This window comes from Streptomyces sp. NBRC 110611 (genome assembly GCF_001590865.1).
Lineage (GTDB): Bacteria > Actinomycetota > Actinomycetes > Streptomycetales > Streptomycetaceae > Streptomyces.
The window spans coordinates 426,705-443,728 of sequence record NZ_BBUY01000005.1; the positions used below are offsets into that span (position 1 = coordinate 426,705).

Here is a 17,024-nt window from a genome sequence, read left to right on the forward strand (position 1 = left end):
CCAGGGTTCCGCTTCCCCGGCACGAGTAGTACAAAGGACTTGACGGCCCGCGTGACCAAGGACATCCGAGAGGAACACCTATAACGCAGCAAGTGGCCCACGGACCGATGCATGAATGCCGGGCACCCACGCGACGCCGACCCGTCGATTACGGGCCAGCCGCACCAGGTAACCGGACGAAGAATCCGACCTGATGGGCACATATTCGAGCACGCTTGGTAACCCGGTGGACATGCCAGCGGCGGTACCACCGATTGGTACCGCCGCACCCCTGTTCAGACGCTGTTCAAGCCTGTTCAGGCAGCCGTTCAAGGCGCCGTTCGGCGCGATTGGCGAATGAAGCAAAGCTTCCGCAATTACCGGACAACGCTCCGGACCTTCGCCGTGCCGCTGCTTTCGCGGCCTTATGCCGCACCGCGCTGCAGCGCCTCACAGACCGCGGTGCTCTCCCGTACACCGAGTTCCACCGCGCGCCCACAGTGCGCGATCCATGCCGCGACGCCCTCCGGGGTGCCGGAGACATAGGCCTCCAGGGCGGCGAGATAGGCCGCCCGGCCCAGTTCGGCGTGCCCGACCTCGGCGGGGCAGATCGCCTTCGGGTCGAGCCCGCTGCCGATCAGCACGATCCGCTCCGCCGCCCGGGCGACCAGCCCGTTGTGCGAGGCGAACGGCCGGAGCGCGAGCAGCTCACCGTGCACCACCGCCGCGGCCACCAGTGCCGGCGCCGTGGTACCGGCGAGCAGCAGCCGCGACAGGCCGTCCAGCCGCCCGGCGACCTCGTCGGCGTCCGGCAGCGGCAGCTCGACGAGCGGTTCGGCCACCGGCTCACCGGCCAGCCGGGGCCGCCCCACGGTCTCGTCCGGCGCCTCCTTGCCTGCCGCCACGAGGTGGAGCCGCGCCAGCACCCGCAGCGGCGACTGCCGCCACACGCTGAGCAGTTGCCCCGCCTCGGCGGTCAGCCGCAGCGCCGCGCCGACCGTTCGCGGCTCCCCCTCGACGCCGAAGTCGGTGCGGCGCCTGAGCTCTTCGAGCGCCCAGTCGGCCCCGGCCAGCGCCGCGGAACCGCGCGCTCCGCGCAGCGCCGCCTCGGAGCTGACCTCATTGCTGCGACGCCGCATGATCCGGTGGCCGTAGACCCGGTCGACGCTCTCGCGCACGGCGTCCACGGAGTCGGCGACACCCGGGAGCGCGGCCAGGGCCGCCAGCGGATCGGCACTCGTGTGCGGGGGTGCGGGGGACGCCCCCCGGGAGATTCCAGCCATGGGTACGACCCTACGCACCACCGGGCCGGCCCCTCGAAGGAGTGGTCTTCTTCACGCAAACCTCTCACCCAGCGGAATATCGACATTACTCTTGGTGAACATGAAGATCGCTTTCGTAGGCAAGGGCGGCAGCGGCAAAACCACCCTGTCCTCCCTGTTCATCCGGCACCTCGCCGCGGCCCGGATCCCCGTGATCGCGGTGGACGCCGACATCAACCAGCACCTGGGTGCCGCGCTCGGCCTCGACGAGGCGGAGGCCGCCGCACTGCCCGCGATGGGCGCTCATCTCCCGCTGATCAAGGACTACTTGCGCGGCGGCAACCCGCGGATCCCGTCCGCCGGCGCCATGATCAAGACCACCCCGCCCGGGGACGGATCGCGACTGCTGCGGGTCGGCGAGAGCAACCCCGTCTACGACGCCTGCGCGCGGACGGTGGAGCTCGACGGCGCCGGCGTCCGGCTGATGGCGACCGGGCCGTTCACCGAGTCCGATCTGGGGGTGGCCTGCTACCACTCCAAGGTCGGCGCGGTCGAACTGTGCCTGAACCACCTGGTCGACGGGCGCGAGGAGTACGTCGTCGTCGACATGACGGCCGGCTCGGACTCGTTCGCCTCCGGTCTGTTCACGCGTTTCGACATGACCTTCCTGGTCGCCGAGCCGACCCGTAAGGGCGTCGCCGTCTACCGCCAGTACAAGGAGTACGCACGGGACTTCGGCGTGGCCCTGAGGGTGGTGGGCAACAAGGTGCAGGGTCCGGACGATGTGGCCTTCCTGCGCGAGGAGGTGGGCGACGACCTGCTGGTCACGGTCGGGCACTCCGAGTGGGTGCGCGCCATGGAGAAGGGCCGCCCGGCTCGTTTCGCCTACCTGGAGCAGGCCGCCCGCCGCGCCCTGGAGGCGCTGCACGACACGGCGGACGCGGCCTACGGGCGGCGCGACTGGGAGCGCTATACGCGCCAGATGGTGCACTTCCACCTCAAGAACGCGGAGAGCTGGGGCAACGCGAAGACCGGGGTCGACCTGGCCGCCCAGGTCGACCCCGCCTTCGTACTCTCCGAGGGAGCGGCCGCCCCGCAGCCCGTGTGACCCGCCACGTCGCGTACCCCAGGGCGGCCCGGAGTCTGCGGGCCGCCCTGTAGGCGCGGAGGCACCAGACGGGTTTTCCCAAAAAGCACACCATCATGGCATTCGCCCAATAGATGGACAGATTGGAGCGAATGCCCGCAAAGACTTCTCACTTCCTTTACCTGTCATTACGATCCATTTACCGATGCTTGAGGGTCACCGGATCGTCTCCCACCGCGACGCCCGCCGGTCGGCTCGCCTCCCGCCGCAGTACACCGCCGCCCCACGATCGCGCCCCGCGCGACCGCGTCGCCCCGGAGGAGACGGGAATGCCGCAGATCGAGAAGTCCCCGCCGCAGCCGCCGCGCACCCCGTGCCGTACCGAGCCCCCGCTCGGCGGGCTCACTCCCGGGCGGCGTACCCGCCGGACGGAACCCCGCGCACGGAAGGCGGGCCGGTCCGCCTTCCGCCGGGACCTCTCCGCCTCGGTCGTCGTCTTCCTGCTCGCCGTCCCGCTGTCCCTGGGCATCGCGCTGGCCACCGGCGCCCCACCGCAGGCCGGTCTGGTCGCCGCGGCCGTCGGCGGCATCGTCGCGGGACTGCTCGGCGGCGCCCCGCTCCAGGTGACCGGGGCGGCCACCGGCCTCCTGGTGGTCGTCACCGACCTCGTCCAGCGCTACGGATGGCGCGCCACCTGCGCCGTCACGGTCCTGGCCGGACTCGCCCAACTCACCCTGGGCGCCCTGCGTGTGGCCCGTGCGGCGCTGGCCATCAGCCCGGCGATCGTGCACGGCACGCTGGCCGGTATCGGCGTCACCATCGCCATCGGACAGCTCCATGTGGTGCTCGGCGGCAGCCCGGACAGCTCGGTGCTCGACAACACCGCCGCGCTGCCCGGCCAGTTGGCGCATCCGCATCTCGCCGCCCTGCTGATCGGCGCCACCACCGTCGCCGTACTGGCCGGGTGGGGGCGGCTGCCGGGCCGCGTCGGCCGATGGCTGCGGGTGCTGCCGGCCCCGCTGGCCGCGGTGCTCGCCGCGACGGCCGCGAGCGCGGGCACGGCCGTGCCGCGCGTCGAGCTGCCGTCCTGGGGGATGCCCGCGCTGCCGACACTGCCGGACGCGTCCGTTCCGGCCCTCGCGGCCGCGGTCCTGACCGTCACCCTCGTCGCCAGTATGGAGTCACTGCTGTCCGCGGTGGCCGTGGACCGATTGGCGGCCGAGCGGCCGGACGCCCCTACGGACCGCACCCGGCTCAACCGGGAACTGGCCGGCCAGGGGGTGGCCAATGCCGTCTCCGGACTCCTGGGCGGGCTGCCGGTCTCCGGGGGCGCGATCCGCGGCTCGGCCAACGTACGGGCCGGTGCGGCCACCCGCCGGGCCACTGTGCTGCACGGCGTATGGGTGCTGCTGTGCGCGGGCCTGACGGCAGCCGTACTGGAGCTGATCCCGCTGGCCGCGCTCGCCGCGCTGGTGCTGGTCGTCGGCGTACGGATGGTGAGCTTCGCGCACATCCGCCATGTGCAGCGGCACCGCGAATTCCCGGTGTACGCCGCCACCTTGGGCGGGGTCGTCCTCTTCGGCGTCTTCCAGGGCGTGCTGACGGGTATCGCGGTCGCGGCCTTCCTGGCACTGCGCCGGCTGACCCACACCCGGGTCACGGTCACCCAGGAGGGCGAGAGCTACCGGGTGTGCGTCAGCGGGCAGTTGACGTTTCTGGCGGTGCCGCGGCTGACCCGGGCGCTGGCGCTGGTGCCGGCGCACACCGAAGTGGTCATCGAGCTGCGCGGATCCTTCATGGACCATGCCGCGTACGAGGCGCTGCAGTCCTGGAGCAACGCCCATAGGGCGCACGGCGGCTGGGTGACCCTCGGCGGCCGTACGAGCCGCCCGCTCACCGAGCCGGCCGGCTCACACTCCTGCCGGCCGTGGACGCCGTGGCGCAATCACCACTGCACCCGGCCGACCCCGGACCTCACCGCGTCCCCGGAGAGCAGCGGCGGCCAACTGCTCGGCGGGCTCAGCGCGTTCCAGCGCCACACGGCTCCGCTCGTACGGGAGGAGCTCGCCCGACTGGCGCGCGAGGGCCAGCGGCCCACCCAGCTCTTTCTCACCTGCGCCGACTCCCGGCTGGTCACAAGCATGATCACGTCCAGCGGGCCGGGCGATCTGTTCACCGTGCGCAATGTCGGCAATCTGATGCCGCCGCCCGGTTCGGACGCCTCGTGCGACTCGGTGGGCGCGGCGGTCGAGTACGCGGTGGAGGTACTGCGGGTCGGCTCGGTCACGGTGTGCGGGCATTCCGGGTGCGGCGCCATGGGAGCGCTACTCGACTCCGCCGCCCCGAAGGAGGGCGAGCCGACGCCGCTCTCCCGCTGGCTGCGGCACGGGCGGCCGAGCCTGGCGCGGATGCAGCGCATCGGCCGACTGGGACGGGGCGATGTCGCGCTGAGCGGCCGTCCGGTGACGGAAGATCAGGAACGGCTCGCGCTCGTCAACGTCCGGCAGCAGCTCGACCACCTCCGGGCGCACGCGTGTGTCGCCCGCCGGGTGGCCGAGGGCACGCTCACGCTGCACGGCATGTACTTCCACGTCGGCGAGGCCCAGGCGTACCTGCTCGACGAGGCCACCGGGCAGTTCCGCGCGGTCCGCGGCGGGTCGGCTCCGCGGCCGGCCTGACCTGCGCGACGTCCTCCCCGCACCCCCGAACACCCCACCGGTCCACAGGTCTACACCAATCTTTTTCCACAGCCCTTGTCAGGGTCGGCCGCGGGCTGATGAGCTATGGCCTGGGACACATCGGACGCCCTGGGAATGGGAGATGTTGTGAGCAACGAAAGCCTGGCCAACCTGTTGAAGGAGGAGCGGCGGTTCGCCCCGCCCTCCGATCTGGCCGCGCGGGCCAACGTCACGGCCGCCGCGTACGAACAGGCCGCGGCGGACCGGCTGGGCTTCTGGGCGGAGCAGGCCCGGCGCCTGTCCTGGCACACCGCGCCCACCCAGACCCTCGACTGGTCCGGCGCGCCGTTCGCCAAGTGGTTCGCCGACGGCAAGCTCAACGTCGCCTACAACTGCGTCGACCGGCATGTGGAGAACGGCCTGGGCGACCGGGTGGCGATCCACTTCGAGGGCGAGCCCGGCGACAGCCGGGCGATCACGTACGCCGAGCTGCTTCGCGAGGTCTCCAAGGCCGCCAACGCGCTGACCGAGCTGGGCGTACGGGCCGGCGACCGGGTCGCCATCTACCTGCCGATGATCCCCGAGGCGGTCATCGCCATGCTGGCCTGCGCGCGCCTCGGCGCCCCGCACTCGGTCGTCTTCGGCGGCTTCTCCGCGGATGCCCTGGCGACCCGTATCCAGGACGCCGACGCCCGCGTGGTGATCACCGCCGACGGCGGCTACCGCCGCGGCAAGCCCTCCGCCCTCAAGCCCGCCGTCGACGAGGCGCTGGCCAAGCCGGGTACGGAGCACGTCCGCAGCGTGCTCGTCGTGCGCCGCACCGGCCAGGAGGGCATCGCCTGGCACGAGGGCCGGGACGTGTGGTGGCACGAGCTCGTCGAGCGGCAGAGCGACCGGCACACGCCCGAGGCCTTCGACGCCGAGCATCCGCTGTTCATCCTCTACACCTCGGGCACCACGGGTAAGCCCAAGGGCATCCTGCACACCACCGGCGGCTACCTCACCCAGGTGGCGTACACCCACCACGCGGTTTTCGACCTCAAGCCGGAGACCGACGTCTACTGGTGCACCGCCGACGTCGGCTGGGTGACCGGCCACTCGTACATCACCTACGGCCCGCTCGCCAACGGCGCGACCGAGGTGCTCTACGAGGGCACGCCCGACAGCCCGCACCAGGGGCGCTGGTGGGAGATCGTGCAGAAGTACGGCGTGACGATCCTGTACACCGCGCCGACCGCGATCCGCGCCTGCATGAAGTGGGGCGACGACATCCCGGCGAAGTTCGACCTGTCGTCGCTGCGCGTCCTGGGGTCGGTCGGCGAGCCGATCAACCCCGAGGCCTGGATCTGGTACCGCAAGCACATCGGTGCCGACCGCACGCCGATCGTCGACACCTGGTGGCAGACCGAGACCGGCGCGATGATGCTCAGCCCGCTGCCGGGCGTCACGGAGACCAAACCCGGCTCGGCGCAGGTGCCACTGCCCGGTATCGCCGCGACCGTGGTGGACGACGAGGCTCGCGAGGTCCCGGACGGGGCGGGCGGCTACCTCGTGCTGACCGAGCCCTGGCCGGCCATGCTCCGCACGATCTGGGGCGACGACCAGCGCTACCTCGACACCTACTGGTCCCGCTTCGAAGGGAAGTACTTCGCCGGTGACGGCGCCAAGAAGGACGAGGACGGCGACATCTGGCTGCTGGGCCGGGTGGACGACGTGATGCTGGTGTCCGGGCACAACATCTCCACCACCGAGGTCGAGTCGGCGCTGGTCTCGCATCCGAAGGTGGCCGAGGCCGCGGTCGTCGGCGCCACCGACCCGCAGACCACCCAGGCCATCTGCGCCTTCGTCATCCTGCGCGGCGGTGCGGCGGAGGCGGAGGCGTCATCCGCCGACGAGGAGGGGAGCCTGGTCGAGGAGCTGCGGGCGCATGTCGCCAAGCAGCTCGGGCCGATCGCCAAGCCCAAGCGGATCCTGCCGGTCGTGGAGCTGCCCAAGACCCGCTCGGGCAAGATCATGCGGCGGCTCCTGCGCGATGTCGCCGAGAACCGCGACCTCGGCGATGTGACCACCCTCACCGACTCCTCGGTCATGGACCTGATCCAGGCGAAACTGCCGAGCGCCGCAAGCGAGGACTGAGCCGCCGACGAGGCACCGGCGAGGAGGAACGGGACGGACCACGGAGGGGCATCCGGGCCACGGCGGCCGGGGTGCCCCTCCGGCGCGCTCCGGCGCGCTCCGTTGCCCCGGCGTCCGGGCCCCCTGCCCGCAGCCCGGCGGTCGGCGGCCACGCGCTGAGCGCCGCCCGATTTGCCCGTAAATTGAGACTGCCGAATAGCGCTTCTGGCGAGCCCGGTAAAGTAGGAGAAGCGTCAACGACGCGTAAAGATCTTGGGTGCGCCGGGAAGTCTGGTCGGCAACTGCCACAGCCATACGCAGCTGCCGAAGCCCGGAGGTCCCCCGCGTGACTGCACCCACCCCCCGCCGCTCCCTCTTCCTCGGGCGCATGTCGCTGCCCGAGCGGAACTTCATAGCCGACGCGCTGCGTACCGAGACGGTCGGCGGCGTCCTCCTCCTGGTCGCCGCCCTGACCGCCCTGATCTGGGCGAACACCATGGGCGGAAGCTACGAGGCGATCCGCGGCTTCCACCTCGGCCCGGCCTCCCTGGGCCTGGACCTGTCCATCCAGCACTGGGCCGCCAACGGACTGCTCGCGATCTTCTTCTTCGTGGCCGGTATCGAGCTCAAGCGCGAACTGGTCGCCGGTGAGCTCCGGGATCCGCGGGCCGCCGCGCTCCCCGTGATCGCCGCGGTCTGCGGTATGGCGATACCGGCGCTCGTCTACACCGCCGTCAACACCCTCGGCGGCGGCTCGCTGCAGGGCTGGGCGGTCCCCACCGCCACCGACATCGCCTTCGCGCTCGCCGTGCTCGCCGTCATCGGCACGTCCCTGCCGTCCGCACTGCGCGCCTTCCTGCTCACCCTCGCCGTCGTCGACGACCTCTTCGCGATCCTGATCATCGCGACCTTCTTCACCTCCAAGATCAACTTTGTGGCGCTCGGCCTCGCCGTCGCCGGCCTGGGGCTCTTCTACCTGCTCCTGCGCAAGGGCGTCCGCGGCTGGTACGTCTACGTGCCGCTCGCCGTGGTCATCTGGGCGCTGATGGAGAACAGCGGAGTGCACGCCACCATCGCCGGTGTCGCGATGGGCCTGATGCTGCGCTGCCACCGCCACGACGGCGAGAAGCACTCCCCCGGCGAGCACATCGAGCACATGGTCCGCCCGATCTCGGCCGGACTCGCGGTGCCGCTGTTCGCCCTGTTCTCCGCGGGCGTGGCGATATCCGGCAACGCCCTCCACGACGTGTTCACCCGGCCGGAGACGCTCGGCGTCGTCCTCGGCCTGGTGGTGGGCAAGGCGGTGGGCATCTTCGGCGGCACGTGGTGCACCGCCCGCTTCACCAAGGCCGAGCTCAACCCCGACCTCAAATGGCCGGACGTCTTCGCGGTCGCCTCCCTGGCCGGCATCGGCTTCACCGTCTCCCTGCTGATCGGCGAACTCGCCTTCGCCGACGACCTGGCACTGGCCGACGAGATCAAGGCCTCGGTACTGATCGGCTCGCTGCTCGCGGCCGTCTGCGCCGGCATCCTCCTCAAGCTCCGCAACGCCAAGTACAAGAAGCTCTGCGAGGACGAGGAGCGGGACGACGACCACGACGGCATCCCCGACATCTACGAACTCGACAAGCCCGACTACCACCTCCGGATGGCCGCGATCCACGAGGCCAAGGCCGCCGAGCACCGGCGGCTGGCCGAAGTGGCCTCCGGCGCGCACACCGGGGACGATCGTCCGGCATGATCTGAGAGGCTTTTGCATCCAGGTGACGAGAAGAGGGAGACGGCGATGAGCGCAGCCGACGCGGACGGGGAGCGCAGCCTCGGGCAGCTGGTGGCCACGGCCACCGCCGAGATGTCCGCACTGGTCCACGACGAGATCGCACTGGCCAAGGCGGAGCTGCGGCAGGACGCCAAGCGCGCGGGCATCGGCAGCGCCGCGTTCATCGTGGCGGGCGCGCTGGCGCTGTTCGCGCTCCCGGTGCTGAGCTTCGCGGCGGCGTACGGCATCCACAACCTCGGGCTGGGGCTCGCCTGGTCCTTCCTGATCGTGGGCGGCGCCTTCCTGGCCCTCGCCGGTCTGCTGGTCCTCCTCGCGCTCGCCAAGCTCAAGAAGATCAAGAAGCCGGAGAAGTCCATCAACTCCGCCAAACAGACCGCTGCCGTCCTGCAGAAGGCCAAGCCACACCCCCGAGTGGACGCTGCGGACCACCCGGTCCTGGAGTCTGTGACACGCTCATCGGTATGACAGCCCCCGACAGCACCGCCTCGGTCGTCCGTATCGACGTCCCCGGCGGGTACGAGGTGTCGCACCGTGACGTCGCGGCGAACGGCGCGCGCTTCCACATCGCCGAGATGGGCGACGGCCCGTTGGTGCTGCTGCTGCACGGCTTCCCGCAGTTCTGGTGGACCTGGCGGCACCAGCTCCCGGCGCTCGCCGAGGCGGGCTTCCGCGCGGTCGCGATGGACCTGCGGGGCGTCGGGGGCAGCGACCGCACCCCGCGCGGCTACGACCCGGCGAACCTCGCCCTGGACATCACCGGCGTCATCCGGTCCCTGGGCGAGCCGGACGCCGCGCTCGTCGGGCACGACCTGGGCGGCTACCTGGCCTGGACGGCGGCGGTGATGCGCCCCAAGCTGGTGCGCCGGCTCGCGGTGGAGTCCATGCCGCACCCCCGGCGCTGGCGCGCGGCGATGCTCGCCGACGTCCGGCAGAGCACCCGCAGTTCACACATCTGGAGCTTCCAGCGGCCCTGGCTGCCGGAGCGCGCGCTGACCGCCGACGACGCCGCTCTGGTGGGCCGGATGATCCGGGACTGGTCCGGGCCCCGCCCGCCGTACGACGAGGCGATCGAGGTCTACCGGCGGGCGATGAGCATTCCGTCGACGGCGCACTGCTCGATCGAGCCGTACCGCTGGATGGTGCGGTCGCTGGCCCGCCCCGACGGCATCCAGTTCAACCGGCGGATGAAGCTGCCCGTACGGGTGCCGACGCTGCATCTGCACGGCTCGCTGGACCCGGTGATGCGTACCCGCAGCGCGGCCGGCTCCGGCGAGTACGTCGAGGCGCCGTACCGGTGGCGGCTCTTCGACGGGCTGGGGCACTTCCCCCACGAGGAGGACCCGGTCGCGTTCTCCACCGAGCTGATCAACTGGCTGAAGGACCCGGAACCGGACCGGTAGGCCCCGGAGACCGGAACGCTGGGCCCGGGCGCCGGCGTACGCTGAGCGGTCGGTCCGGACCGCTCAGCGGTACCCGTTCGCACCGGGTTCGAACACTCGCCTGACGAACGGCCACTTGCCCGGCGCATAGGCCAATTGGCCGTCCCCGCGGCGGTTACGGACCTTGGGGCCCGGGCAGAGTCGAGGGTATGGGCTGGACGCACGACTACCGTGACGTGGCACGCAACCGCCGCAGCAGTGCCGCTGCCGTGGGCACGCAGGACAGGGGCACACCGGATTTCGAGTCCGGTACGTCCCCCGAGCCGGCGCACCCGATGGGCATCCCGCGCATCCTGCGCCGCAGAGCGCGCTGGATGAGCGCGCGCCTGCGCCATCCCCGCGGCTGAGCCGCTCCCCCGCCGGCGTGCGCGGTCAGATCGCGCAGCCCTGGCTGTCGACCTGCTGCCGGGCCGTACGGCCCTTGAGGACGTCCTGACGGACCTCGTCGGCGGTCAGCGCATATCCGGTGTTCGAGTCGTCCAGCGACTTCGCGAAGACGACACCGTAGACCTCACCCTCAGGGGTGAGCAGCGGACCGCCGGAGTTGCCCTGCCGGACCGTGGCGTAGAGGGAGTAGACATCGCGGCCGACCGTGCCGCGGTGGTAGATGTCCGGACCGTTGGCCTGGATACGGGCCCGGATACGGGCCGCGCGGACGTCATAGCCGCCGTTCTCCGGGAAGCCGGCGACGATGGCGCTCCTGCCGCCGCTCGCGTCCGCGTCGGCGAACCGCAGCGCGGGGGCGTCCAGCGAGGGCACGTCCAGGACCGCGATATCGCGCTCCCAGTCGTAGAGCACGACCGTGGCGTCGTACATCCGGCCTTCGCCGCCCACCTGGACGGTCGGCTCGCTCACCCCGCCCACGACATGGGCGTTGGTCATGACGCGGTGCCGCGCGAAGACGAAGCCACTGCCCTCCAGCACCTTGCCGCAACCGGGAGCGGTACCGACGACCTTGACGATGCTGCGCTTGGCCTGTGCGGCCACCGGGCTGGTGGCGAGACGGGGGTCGGGCGCCGGCACATGGGTGATCGGTTCGTTGGAGAACGGCGAGAAGACCTGCGGGAAGCCGTTCTGCGCGAGGACCGAGGAGAAGTCCGCGAACCAGGTGTTGGCCTGCTGGGGCATCACCCGGGACACCCCGAGCAGCACCTTGGAGTTACGGACCTCCTTGCCGAGCGTCGGCAGCGACGTACCGGCCAGCGCGGAGCCGATCAGCCAGGCGACCAGCAGCATCGCCACGACGTTGACCAGCGCGCCGCCGGTCGCGTCCAGGGCTCGCGCCGGTGACCAGGTGATGTGCCGGCGCAGTTTGTTGCCCAGATGGGTGGTGAGCGCCTGGCCCACGGACGCGCACACGATCACGATGGCGACCGCCGCGATGGCCGCGAAGGTGCCGGGGGTGGCATCGCCCGTGATCTCGTTCCAGATCACCGGCAGCACGTAGACCGCGACCAGCCCGCCGCCGAGGAATCCGATCACGGACAGGATGCCGACGACGAAGCCTTGCCGGTAGCCGACGATCGCGAACCACACGGCCGCGATCAGCAGCAGAATGTCCAGGACGTTCACGCCGGACACCGTCTCACGAGCGCCAGTCGAGCGGGACCTGCTTGTCGCGGTCCCACGGAATCTCCCACCCCGCGTAATGCAGGATGCGGTCGATCACACCCGCCGTAAAACCCCAGACCAGAGCGTTCTCGACGCGGAAAGCCGGACCGGTGTGGCCGCTGGGATGGCGGGTGGTCACGCGATGGGCGGGATCCGTGAGATCCGCCACGGGAACCGTGAAGACCCGGGCGGTCTCCGCCTGGTCGACCGCGCCCACCGGGCTCGGCCGCCGCCACCACCCCAGGACGGGCGTGACCACGAAGCCGCTGACGGGGATGTAGAGCCGCGGCAGCACGCCGAAGACCTGCACACCGGACGGGTCCAGGCCGGTCTCCTCCCGGGCCTCCCGCAGCGCCGCCCGCACCGGCCCGGGGCCCTCGGGGTCACCGTCCTCCGGATCGAGCGCGCCACCGGGGAAGGAGGGCTGGCCGGCATGGGAGCGCAGCGTACCGGCGCGCTCCATCAGGAGCAGCTCGGGGCCGCGCGGGCCGTGACCGAAGAGGATCAGCACCGCGGACTGCCGGCCGCCGTTCTCGGGCGGCAGGAAACGGCTGAGCTGGCGCGGCTCGACCGTGGCGGCCGCCCGGACCACCGGGTCCAGCCACCCGGGCAGGCCATCGGCCGTGATCGTGACCGTTGCGGCGGCCGCGGCCGCCGCCTCGTCGCCCGCCGCCGGGCCGCGGGGTTCCGCTTCCTCGCCGTACCGCTGCTCCCGTGCGCTCCTCATACGCGCCCCCTCGGGCCTGTCTTCGATCGTGGGGTCCTTGGGGTCCGTCCCGGCATCGCGGCCGCGGTCATGACGCGCTCACCGAGGGCGCCATCGGGGGCGCGGGCCGCCCCGGATAGTCGGCCGGCGGCTTCAGCCGCTGCCCCGGCTGGCCGCCGAGCTCGTACTTGAGCAGCTTCCTGGCCTTCTCCGGGTCCGTCTCGCCCTCGCCGTATGCGGGGCACAGCGGAGCGATCGCACAGGCCCCGCAGGCGGGCTTGCGGGAGTGGCAGACACGGCGGCCGTGGAAGACGACGCGGTGCGAGAGCATCGTCCACTCGCTCTTGGGGAAGATCTCGGCGACGTCCGCCTCGACCTTCTCCGCGTCCTGGTGGGTGGTCCAGCCGAAGCGGCGGGCCAGACGGCCGAAGTGGGTGTCCACCGTGATGCCCGGTACGCCGAAGGCGTTGCCCAGCACCACATTGGCGGTCTTGCGGCCCACCCCCGGGAGCGTGACCAGATCCTCCAGACGGCCGGGCACCTCGCCGCCGAAGCGGTCGCGCAGCGCCGCGGACAGACCCAGCAGCGACTTCGCCTTGGCCCGGAAGAAACCGGTGGGCCGGATCAGCTCCTCCAGCTTCTCCGGGGGCATCGCGGCCATGTCCTCGGGCGTCGGGCAGAGCGCGAACAGCCGCGGGGTGGTCTGGTTGACCCTCAGGTCGGTGGTCTGCGCCGACAGCACCGTCGCGACCAGCAGCTCGAAGGGGTTGGTGAAGTCCAGCTCGGGGTGGGCGTACGGATACAGCTCGGCCAGCTCGCGGTTGATCCGGCGGGCCCGGCGCACCATGGCGACCCGCGACTCGGGCTTCCGAGCGGGGACCTTCTTGGCCGGGGCCTTCTTGGCGGCGGTCTGCTCGGCGGTGGCCTTCTTGGCGGCGGAGGCCTTGGCGGTCGTCTTCTTGGCAGCGGTCGTCTTCGTGGTGACCGCCTTCTTGGTAGCCGCCTTCTTGGTGGCAGTCCTCTTGGTGGTGGCCTTCTTGGCGGCCGTCGGCGTCTCGGGGATCTCGTTCACGGCGGCCTTCTTCCCTGCCGAGGTCGTGCCTACCGGGCTGGTGTCCTGCGCCGTCGCGCGCGACGCGCCGGACTTCCGGGTGATCGACTTCCGGTTGCCGGTCACCCCGGAGGGCGATTTGTTACTTTTATCCGAATTACCTGCCCCGCCGGACGCCTGTTCGCCCACAGCGGAATCACGCCCCGTGCTCACCCGTCCGGCCCCCAGTCCTCTGCTCTCACCGGCGTATTGGACACTCGGCCAGACTAAGGCCACCCACTGACATCCGGCTTGATCACCGTAATTCGTCACCCCAATCGGCCCCCTGCCTTATGGCTGGGACCACCGGTCCGGCAAACTTGTGATTGATCGCACTGTTTTGCATTCCGGCATGATGGGGACCACAGTCCCCCGGAGCATGTCGACAAGGAGAGATCTCGTGGACGACGTTCTGCGGCGCGCACCGCTCTTCGCGGCGCTCGATGACGAGCAGGCGGCCGAGCTGCGCGCCTCGATGGGAGAGGTCACGCTCGCCCGCGGCGACGCCCTGTTCCACGAAGGGGACCCCGGCGACCGCCTCTACGTGGTCACCGAGGGCAAGGTAAAGCTGCACCGCACCTCCCCCGACGGCCGGGAGAACATGCTCGCCGTACTCGGCCCCGGAGAGCTGATCGGCGAGCTCTCCCTCTTCGACCCGGGCCCGCGCACCGCCACCGCGACCGCCCTGACCGAGGTGAAGCTGCTCGGCCTGGGCCACGGAGACCTGCAGCCGTGGCTGAACGCCCGCCCCGAGGTGGCCACGGCCCTGCTGCGTGCGGTCGCCCGCCGACTGCGCAAGACCAACGACCAGATGTCCGACCTGGTCTTCTCGGACGTACCGGGCCGCGTGGCGCGCGCCCTGCTCGACCTGTCGCGCCGCTTCGGCGTGCAGTCCGAGGAAGGCATCCACGTCGTGCACGACCTGACGCAGGAGGAGCTGGCCCAGCTGGTCGGTGCCTCGCGCGAGACGGTCAACAAGGCACTCGCCGACTTCGCCGGCCGAGGCTGGCTGCGCCTGGAGGCGCGCGCCGTGATCCTGCTGGACGTCGAGCGACTGGCCAAGCGCTCCCGCTGACCCGGCCCGCAGAACGGCCCCAGGGCCCCGCTCCGGCGGGGCCCTTCGCCGCCCCTGCCGCTACGGGTCGCTACGTGCCATGACGAGCCGCGACGTGCCGTTACGAGCCGTCGATCAGCCCGTGCTCCCCCAGGTAGTCCAGCTGCGCACGTACCGAGAGCTCGGCCGCCGGCCACAGGGACCGGTCGACGTCGGCGTACACGTTCGCGACGACCTCGGCAGGAGTGCGATGGCCGGCCTCGACCGCCGTCTCCACCTGGGCCAGCCGGTGGGCACGGTGCGCCAGATAGAACTCCACCGCCCCCTGGGCGTCGTTCAGCACCGGCCCGTGGCCCGGAAGGACGGTCGACACACCGTCGTCCACCGTGAGCGAGCGCAGCCGGCGCAGCGAGTCCAGATAGTCGCCCAGCCGCCCGTCGGGGTGTGCCACCACGGTGGTGCCGCGTCCCAGGATCGTGTCTCCGGTCAGCACCGCGCGGTCGCCGGGGAGGTGGAAGCAGAGCGAGTCCGCGGTGTGGCCCGGTGTGGGCACCACACGCAGCTCCAGACCACCGGTGGTGATGACATCACCCGCCGCCAGTCCCTCGTCACCGAGGCGCAGCGCCGGATCCAGCGCCCGTACGGCCGAACGAGTCAGCTCGGCGAACCGGGCGGCCCCCTCGGCGTGGTCCGGGTGACCGTGGGTCAGCAGCGTCAGCGCGATGCGCTTGCCGGCCCGCTCAGCGGTGTCGAGGACGGCCCTGAGGTGGCCCTCGTCGAGCGGCCCCGGGTCGATGACGACGGCGAGGTCGGAGTCCGGCTCGGCGACGATCCAGGTGTTGGTGCCGTCCAGGGTCATCGCCGACGGGTTCGGGGCGAGCACACAGTGGGCGCGCGTGGTGGCCGGCCCGGAGATCGCTCCGCCACGGGGCTGGCCCGGGAGGGCGGCTGCGTCGGTCATGTGGGGTTCCCTCCCTGGGTCCGTGCGGCGCCTGAGGGGCCGTCGGTGTGCTCAGCTGACTCGGTGGGCTCGATGGGCTCGGTGGAGCGGGTGTGCCGCGTGACTCCGATGTGCTTGGTGAATTCGTCGTGCCCCGGCCAGCTCAACACGATCTCGCCGCCCACCAGGCGCGCCTGAGCCAGCACCGGCGTCAGGTCCTGGCCCTCCGCGGCGGCCAGGACCTCGGCGGCGGTGGCGTACGGCTGGATCGCGCGCAGGGTCGCGATCGTCGGCGGCATCATCAGCAGCTCGCCCCGGTCGTAGCCGGCAGCGGCCTCCTCGGGGCGGATCCATACGGCGAGATCCGCCTCTGAGGGCATCGGGGGCGCAGAGGGCACGGCGGATGCGGCAGGTGCGATGGATGCGGTCGATGCGGCAGACGTGACGGACGTGACAGACGTGACGGACGCCCCCCGGGGATCAGAGCTGATCGGCGCTCCTTGGGGGAGGGTGTGCTGGCCCTCGGGCAGCGCGGCGACGAAGAACCAGGTGTCATAGCGCCGGGGCTCGAACTCCGGAGTGATCCAGCGCGCCCACACACCCAGCAGATCGGAGCGCAGGACGAGGCCGCGACGGCCGAGGAAGTCGGCGAAGGACAGCTCATGGGCGACCAGGGCGGCACGGTCCGCCTCCCACTCCTCGCCCGTGGTGTCCGCGACGACGGTGTCGGCCGAGGTGCCGGCGAGCAGCACGCCCGCCTCCTCGAACGTCTCGCGGACCGCCGCGCAGATGATGGCCTGCGCGGTGGCCGGGCCGACGCCCATCCGGACCGCCCACTGGGCGAGCGAGGGCCCGCTCCAGGCCACCGGACGCTCGTCCCGAGGGTCGACGCCACCACCCGGATAGGCGTACGCGCCTCCGGCGAAGGCCATGGAGGCGCGTCGGCGCAGCATGTGAACGGCAGGACCACCGCCGGACGCCGACGCCCCCGGCTTCCTCGGCTCGCCCGCGTTCCCCGGCTTCCCCGACTCCCTCGGCGTCCTCGATTCCTCCGGCGCCTCCGGGTCCCGCAGCAGCAGGACGGTCGCGGCCCGGCGGGGCTCGACAGGGGTCAGCTCACCGCGCGCGAGCGCCCGGATGCGGTCCGGCCACTCCGGCGGGTACCACTGGCCATTGGTCGTCGACGACATGGCCGGATGCTATGCGCTCGCGCGGCGATGTTCGAGGGCCACTTTCGAGCCAGTGGGTGGCAGGGCGGGCGCTTCTCCACCACTGATCGCGGC

The 17,024-nt window shown here is 71.6% G+C and carries 14 protein-coding genes; 8 read left to right on the plus strand and 6 right to left on the minus strand.

All coding sequences use genetic code 11. The annotated features are described in order from the left end of the window. Positions 1-404 precede the first annotated feature (404 nt). Entirely contained in the window at positions 405-1,262 is an 858-nt protein-coding gene (locus AZE13_RS15105; RefSeq protein ID WP_066931195.1) for an oxidoreductase, read from the minus strand. A 100-nt stretch (positions 1,263-1,362) separates the two neighbouring features. On the opposite strand from AZE13_RS15105, the gene AZE13_RS15110 reads away from it, so the two are divergent. The 7 genes from AZE13_RS15110 (at position 1,363) to AZE13_RS15140 (ending at position 10,687) form a co-directional block, all read left to right on the plus strand. Next, positions 1,363-2,349, plus strand: a complete 987-nt coding sequence (locus AZE13_RS15110; protein ID WP_066931197.1) for an ATP-binding protein — start codon at positions 1,363-1,365, stop codon at positions 2,347-2,349. A gap of 308 nt (positions 2,350-2,657) precedes the next feature. Next, on the plus strand, positions 2,658-5,006 hold the full coding sequence (locus AZE13_RS15115) for a SulP family inorganic anion transporter (RefSeq protein ID WP_066931199.1): 2,349 nt from the start codon (positions 2,658-2,660) through the stop codon (positions 5,004-5,006). Between the two features lie 147 nt (positions 5,007-5,153). Further along, entirely contained in the window at positions 5,154-7,142 is a 1,989-nt protein-coding gene (gene acs / locus AZE13_RS15120; protein WP_066931457.1) for an acetate--CoA ligase, read from the plus strand. Positions 7,143-7,509: 367 nt separating this feature from the next. After that, positions 7,510-8,862 (plus strand): Na+/H+ antiporter NhaA, encoded by a 1,353-nt coding sequence (nhaA, locus tag AZE13_RS15125; protein WP_220127581.1) that lies wholly within the window; start codon positions 7,510-7,512, stop codon positions 8,860-8,862. Between the two features lie 45 nt (positions 8,863-8,907). Further along, a complete protein-coding gene (locus tag AZE13_RS15130) occupies positions 8,908-9,366 on the plus strand; it encodes a phage holin family protein (protein ID WP_066931201.1) in 459 nt (152 codons plus the stop codon). After that, positions 9,363-10,301, plus strand: a complete 939-nt coding sequence (locus tag AZE13_RS15135; RefSeq protein WP_066931203.1) for an alpha/beta fold hydrolase — start codon at positions 9,363-9,365, stop codon at positions 10,299-10,301. The genes AZE13_RS15130 and AZE13_RS15135 overlap by 4 nt, the downstream gene beginning before the upstream one ends. A gap of 188 nt (positions 10,302-10,489) precedes the next feature. Beyond that, complete coding sequence (locus AZE13_RS15140) at positions 10,490-10,687, plus strand: hypothetical protein (protein ID WP_066931205.1); 198 nt, start codon at positions 10,490-10,492, stop codon at positions 10,685-10,687. Positions 10,688-10,712: 25 nt separating this feature from the next. Here AZE13_RS15140 and AZE13_RS15145 read toward each other — a convergent pair whose 3' ends face one another. The 3 genes from AZE13_RS15145 to nth form a co-directional block, all read right to left on the minus strand. After that, positions 10,713-11,912 (minus strand): MarP family serine protease, encoded by a 1,200-nt coding sequence (locus tag AZE13_RS15145; RefSeq protein WP_066931207.1) that lies wholly within the window; start codon positions 11,910-11,912, stop codon positions 10,713-10,715. Between the two features lie 13 nt (positions 11,913-11,925). Further along, the gene (locus AZE13_RS15150; protein ID WP_066931209.1) at positions 11,926-12,678 is read right to left on the minus strand and encodes an NUDIX hydrolase; all 753 of its coding nucleotides are present in this window, start codon (positions 12,676-12,678) and stop codon (positions 11,926-11,928) included. Positions 12,679-12,745: 67 nt separating this feature from the next. After that, positions 12,746-13,729, minus strand: a complete 984-nt coding sequence (gene nth / locus AZE13_RS15155) for an endonuclease III (protein WP_066931461.1) — start codon at positions 13,727-13,729, stop codon at positions 12,746-12,748. Between the two features lie 418 nt (positions 13,730-14,147). Between nth and AZE13_RS15160 the strand changes: the two genes are divergently transcribed. Then, positions 14,148-14,822: a Crp/Fnr family transcriptional regulator gene (locus tag AZE13_RS15160; RefSeq protein ID WP_003981529.1), complete on the plus strand. Its 675-nt coding sequence runs from the start codon at positions 14,148-14,150 to the stop codon at positions 14,820-14,822. Between the two features lie 100 nt (positions 14,823-14,922). Here AZE13_RS15160 and AZE13_RS15165 read toward each other — a convergent pair whose 3' ends face one another. Further along, positions 14,923-15,762: an MBL fold metallo-hydrolase gene (locus AZE13_RS15165; RefSeq protein ID WP_066931212.1), complete on the minus strand. Its 840-nt coding sequence runs from the start codon at positions 15,760-15,762 to the stop codon at positions 14,923-14,925. Next, complete coding sequence (locus AZE13_RS38080; protein WP_258527803.1) at positions 15,759-16,931, minus strand: NUDIX hydrolase; 1,173 nt, start codon at positions 16,929-16,931, stop codon at positions 15,759-15,761. The genes AZE13_RS15165 and AZE13_RS38080 overlap by 4 nt, the downstream gene beginning before the upstream one ends. Positions 16,932-17,024 lie beyond the last annotated feature (93 nt).

Excerpts from the sequence above, each read along its gene's own strand:
- AZE13_RS15105 (WP_066931195.1), bottom strand. The coding sequence starts at position 1,262 with ATGGCTGGAATCTCCCGGGGGGCGTCCCCCGCACCCCCGCACACGAGT.
- AZE13_RS15110 (WP_066931197.1), top strand. The coding sequence starts at position 1,363 with ATGAAGATCGCTTTCGTAGGCAAGGGCGGCAGCGGCAAAACCACCCTG.
- AZE13_RS15115 (WP_066931199.1), top strand. The coding sequence starts at position 2,658 with ATGCCGCAGATCGAGAAGTCCCCGCCGCAGCCGCCGCGCACCCCGTGC.
- nhaA (WP_220127581.1), top strand. The coding sequence starts at position 7,510 with ATGTCGCTGCCCGAGCGGAACTTCATAGCCGACGCGCTGCGTACCGAG.
- AZE13_RS15130 (WP_066931201.1), top strand. The coding sequence starts at position 8,908 with ATGAGCGCAGCCGACGCGGACGGGGAGCGCAGCCTCGGGCAGCTGGTG.
- AZE13_RS15135 (WP_066931203.1), top strand. The coding sequence starts at position 9,363 with ATGACAGCCCCCGACAGCACCGCCTCGGTCGTCCGTATCGACGTCCCC.
- AZE13_RS15140 (WP_066931205.1), top strand. The coding sequence starts at position 10,490 with ATGGGCTGGACGCACGACTACCGTGACGTGGCACGCAACCGCCGCAGC.
- AZE13_RS15150 (WP_066931209.1), bottom strand. The coding sequence starts at position 12,678 with ATGAGGAGCGCACGGGAGCAGCGGTACGGCGAGGAAGCGGAACCCCGC.
- AZE13_RS15165 (WP_066931212.1), bottom strand. The coding sequence starts at position 15,762 with ATGACCGACGCAGCCGCCCTCCCGGGCCAGCCCCGTGGCGGAGCGATC.
- AZE13_RS38080 (WP_258527803.1), bottom strand. The coding sequence starts at position 16,931 with ATGTCGTCGACGACCAATGGCCAGTGGTACCCGCCGGAGTGGCCGGAC.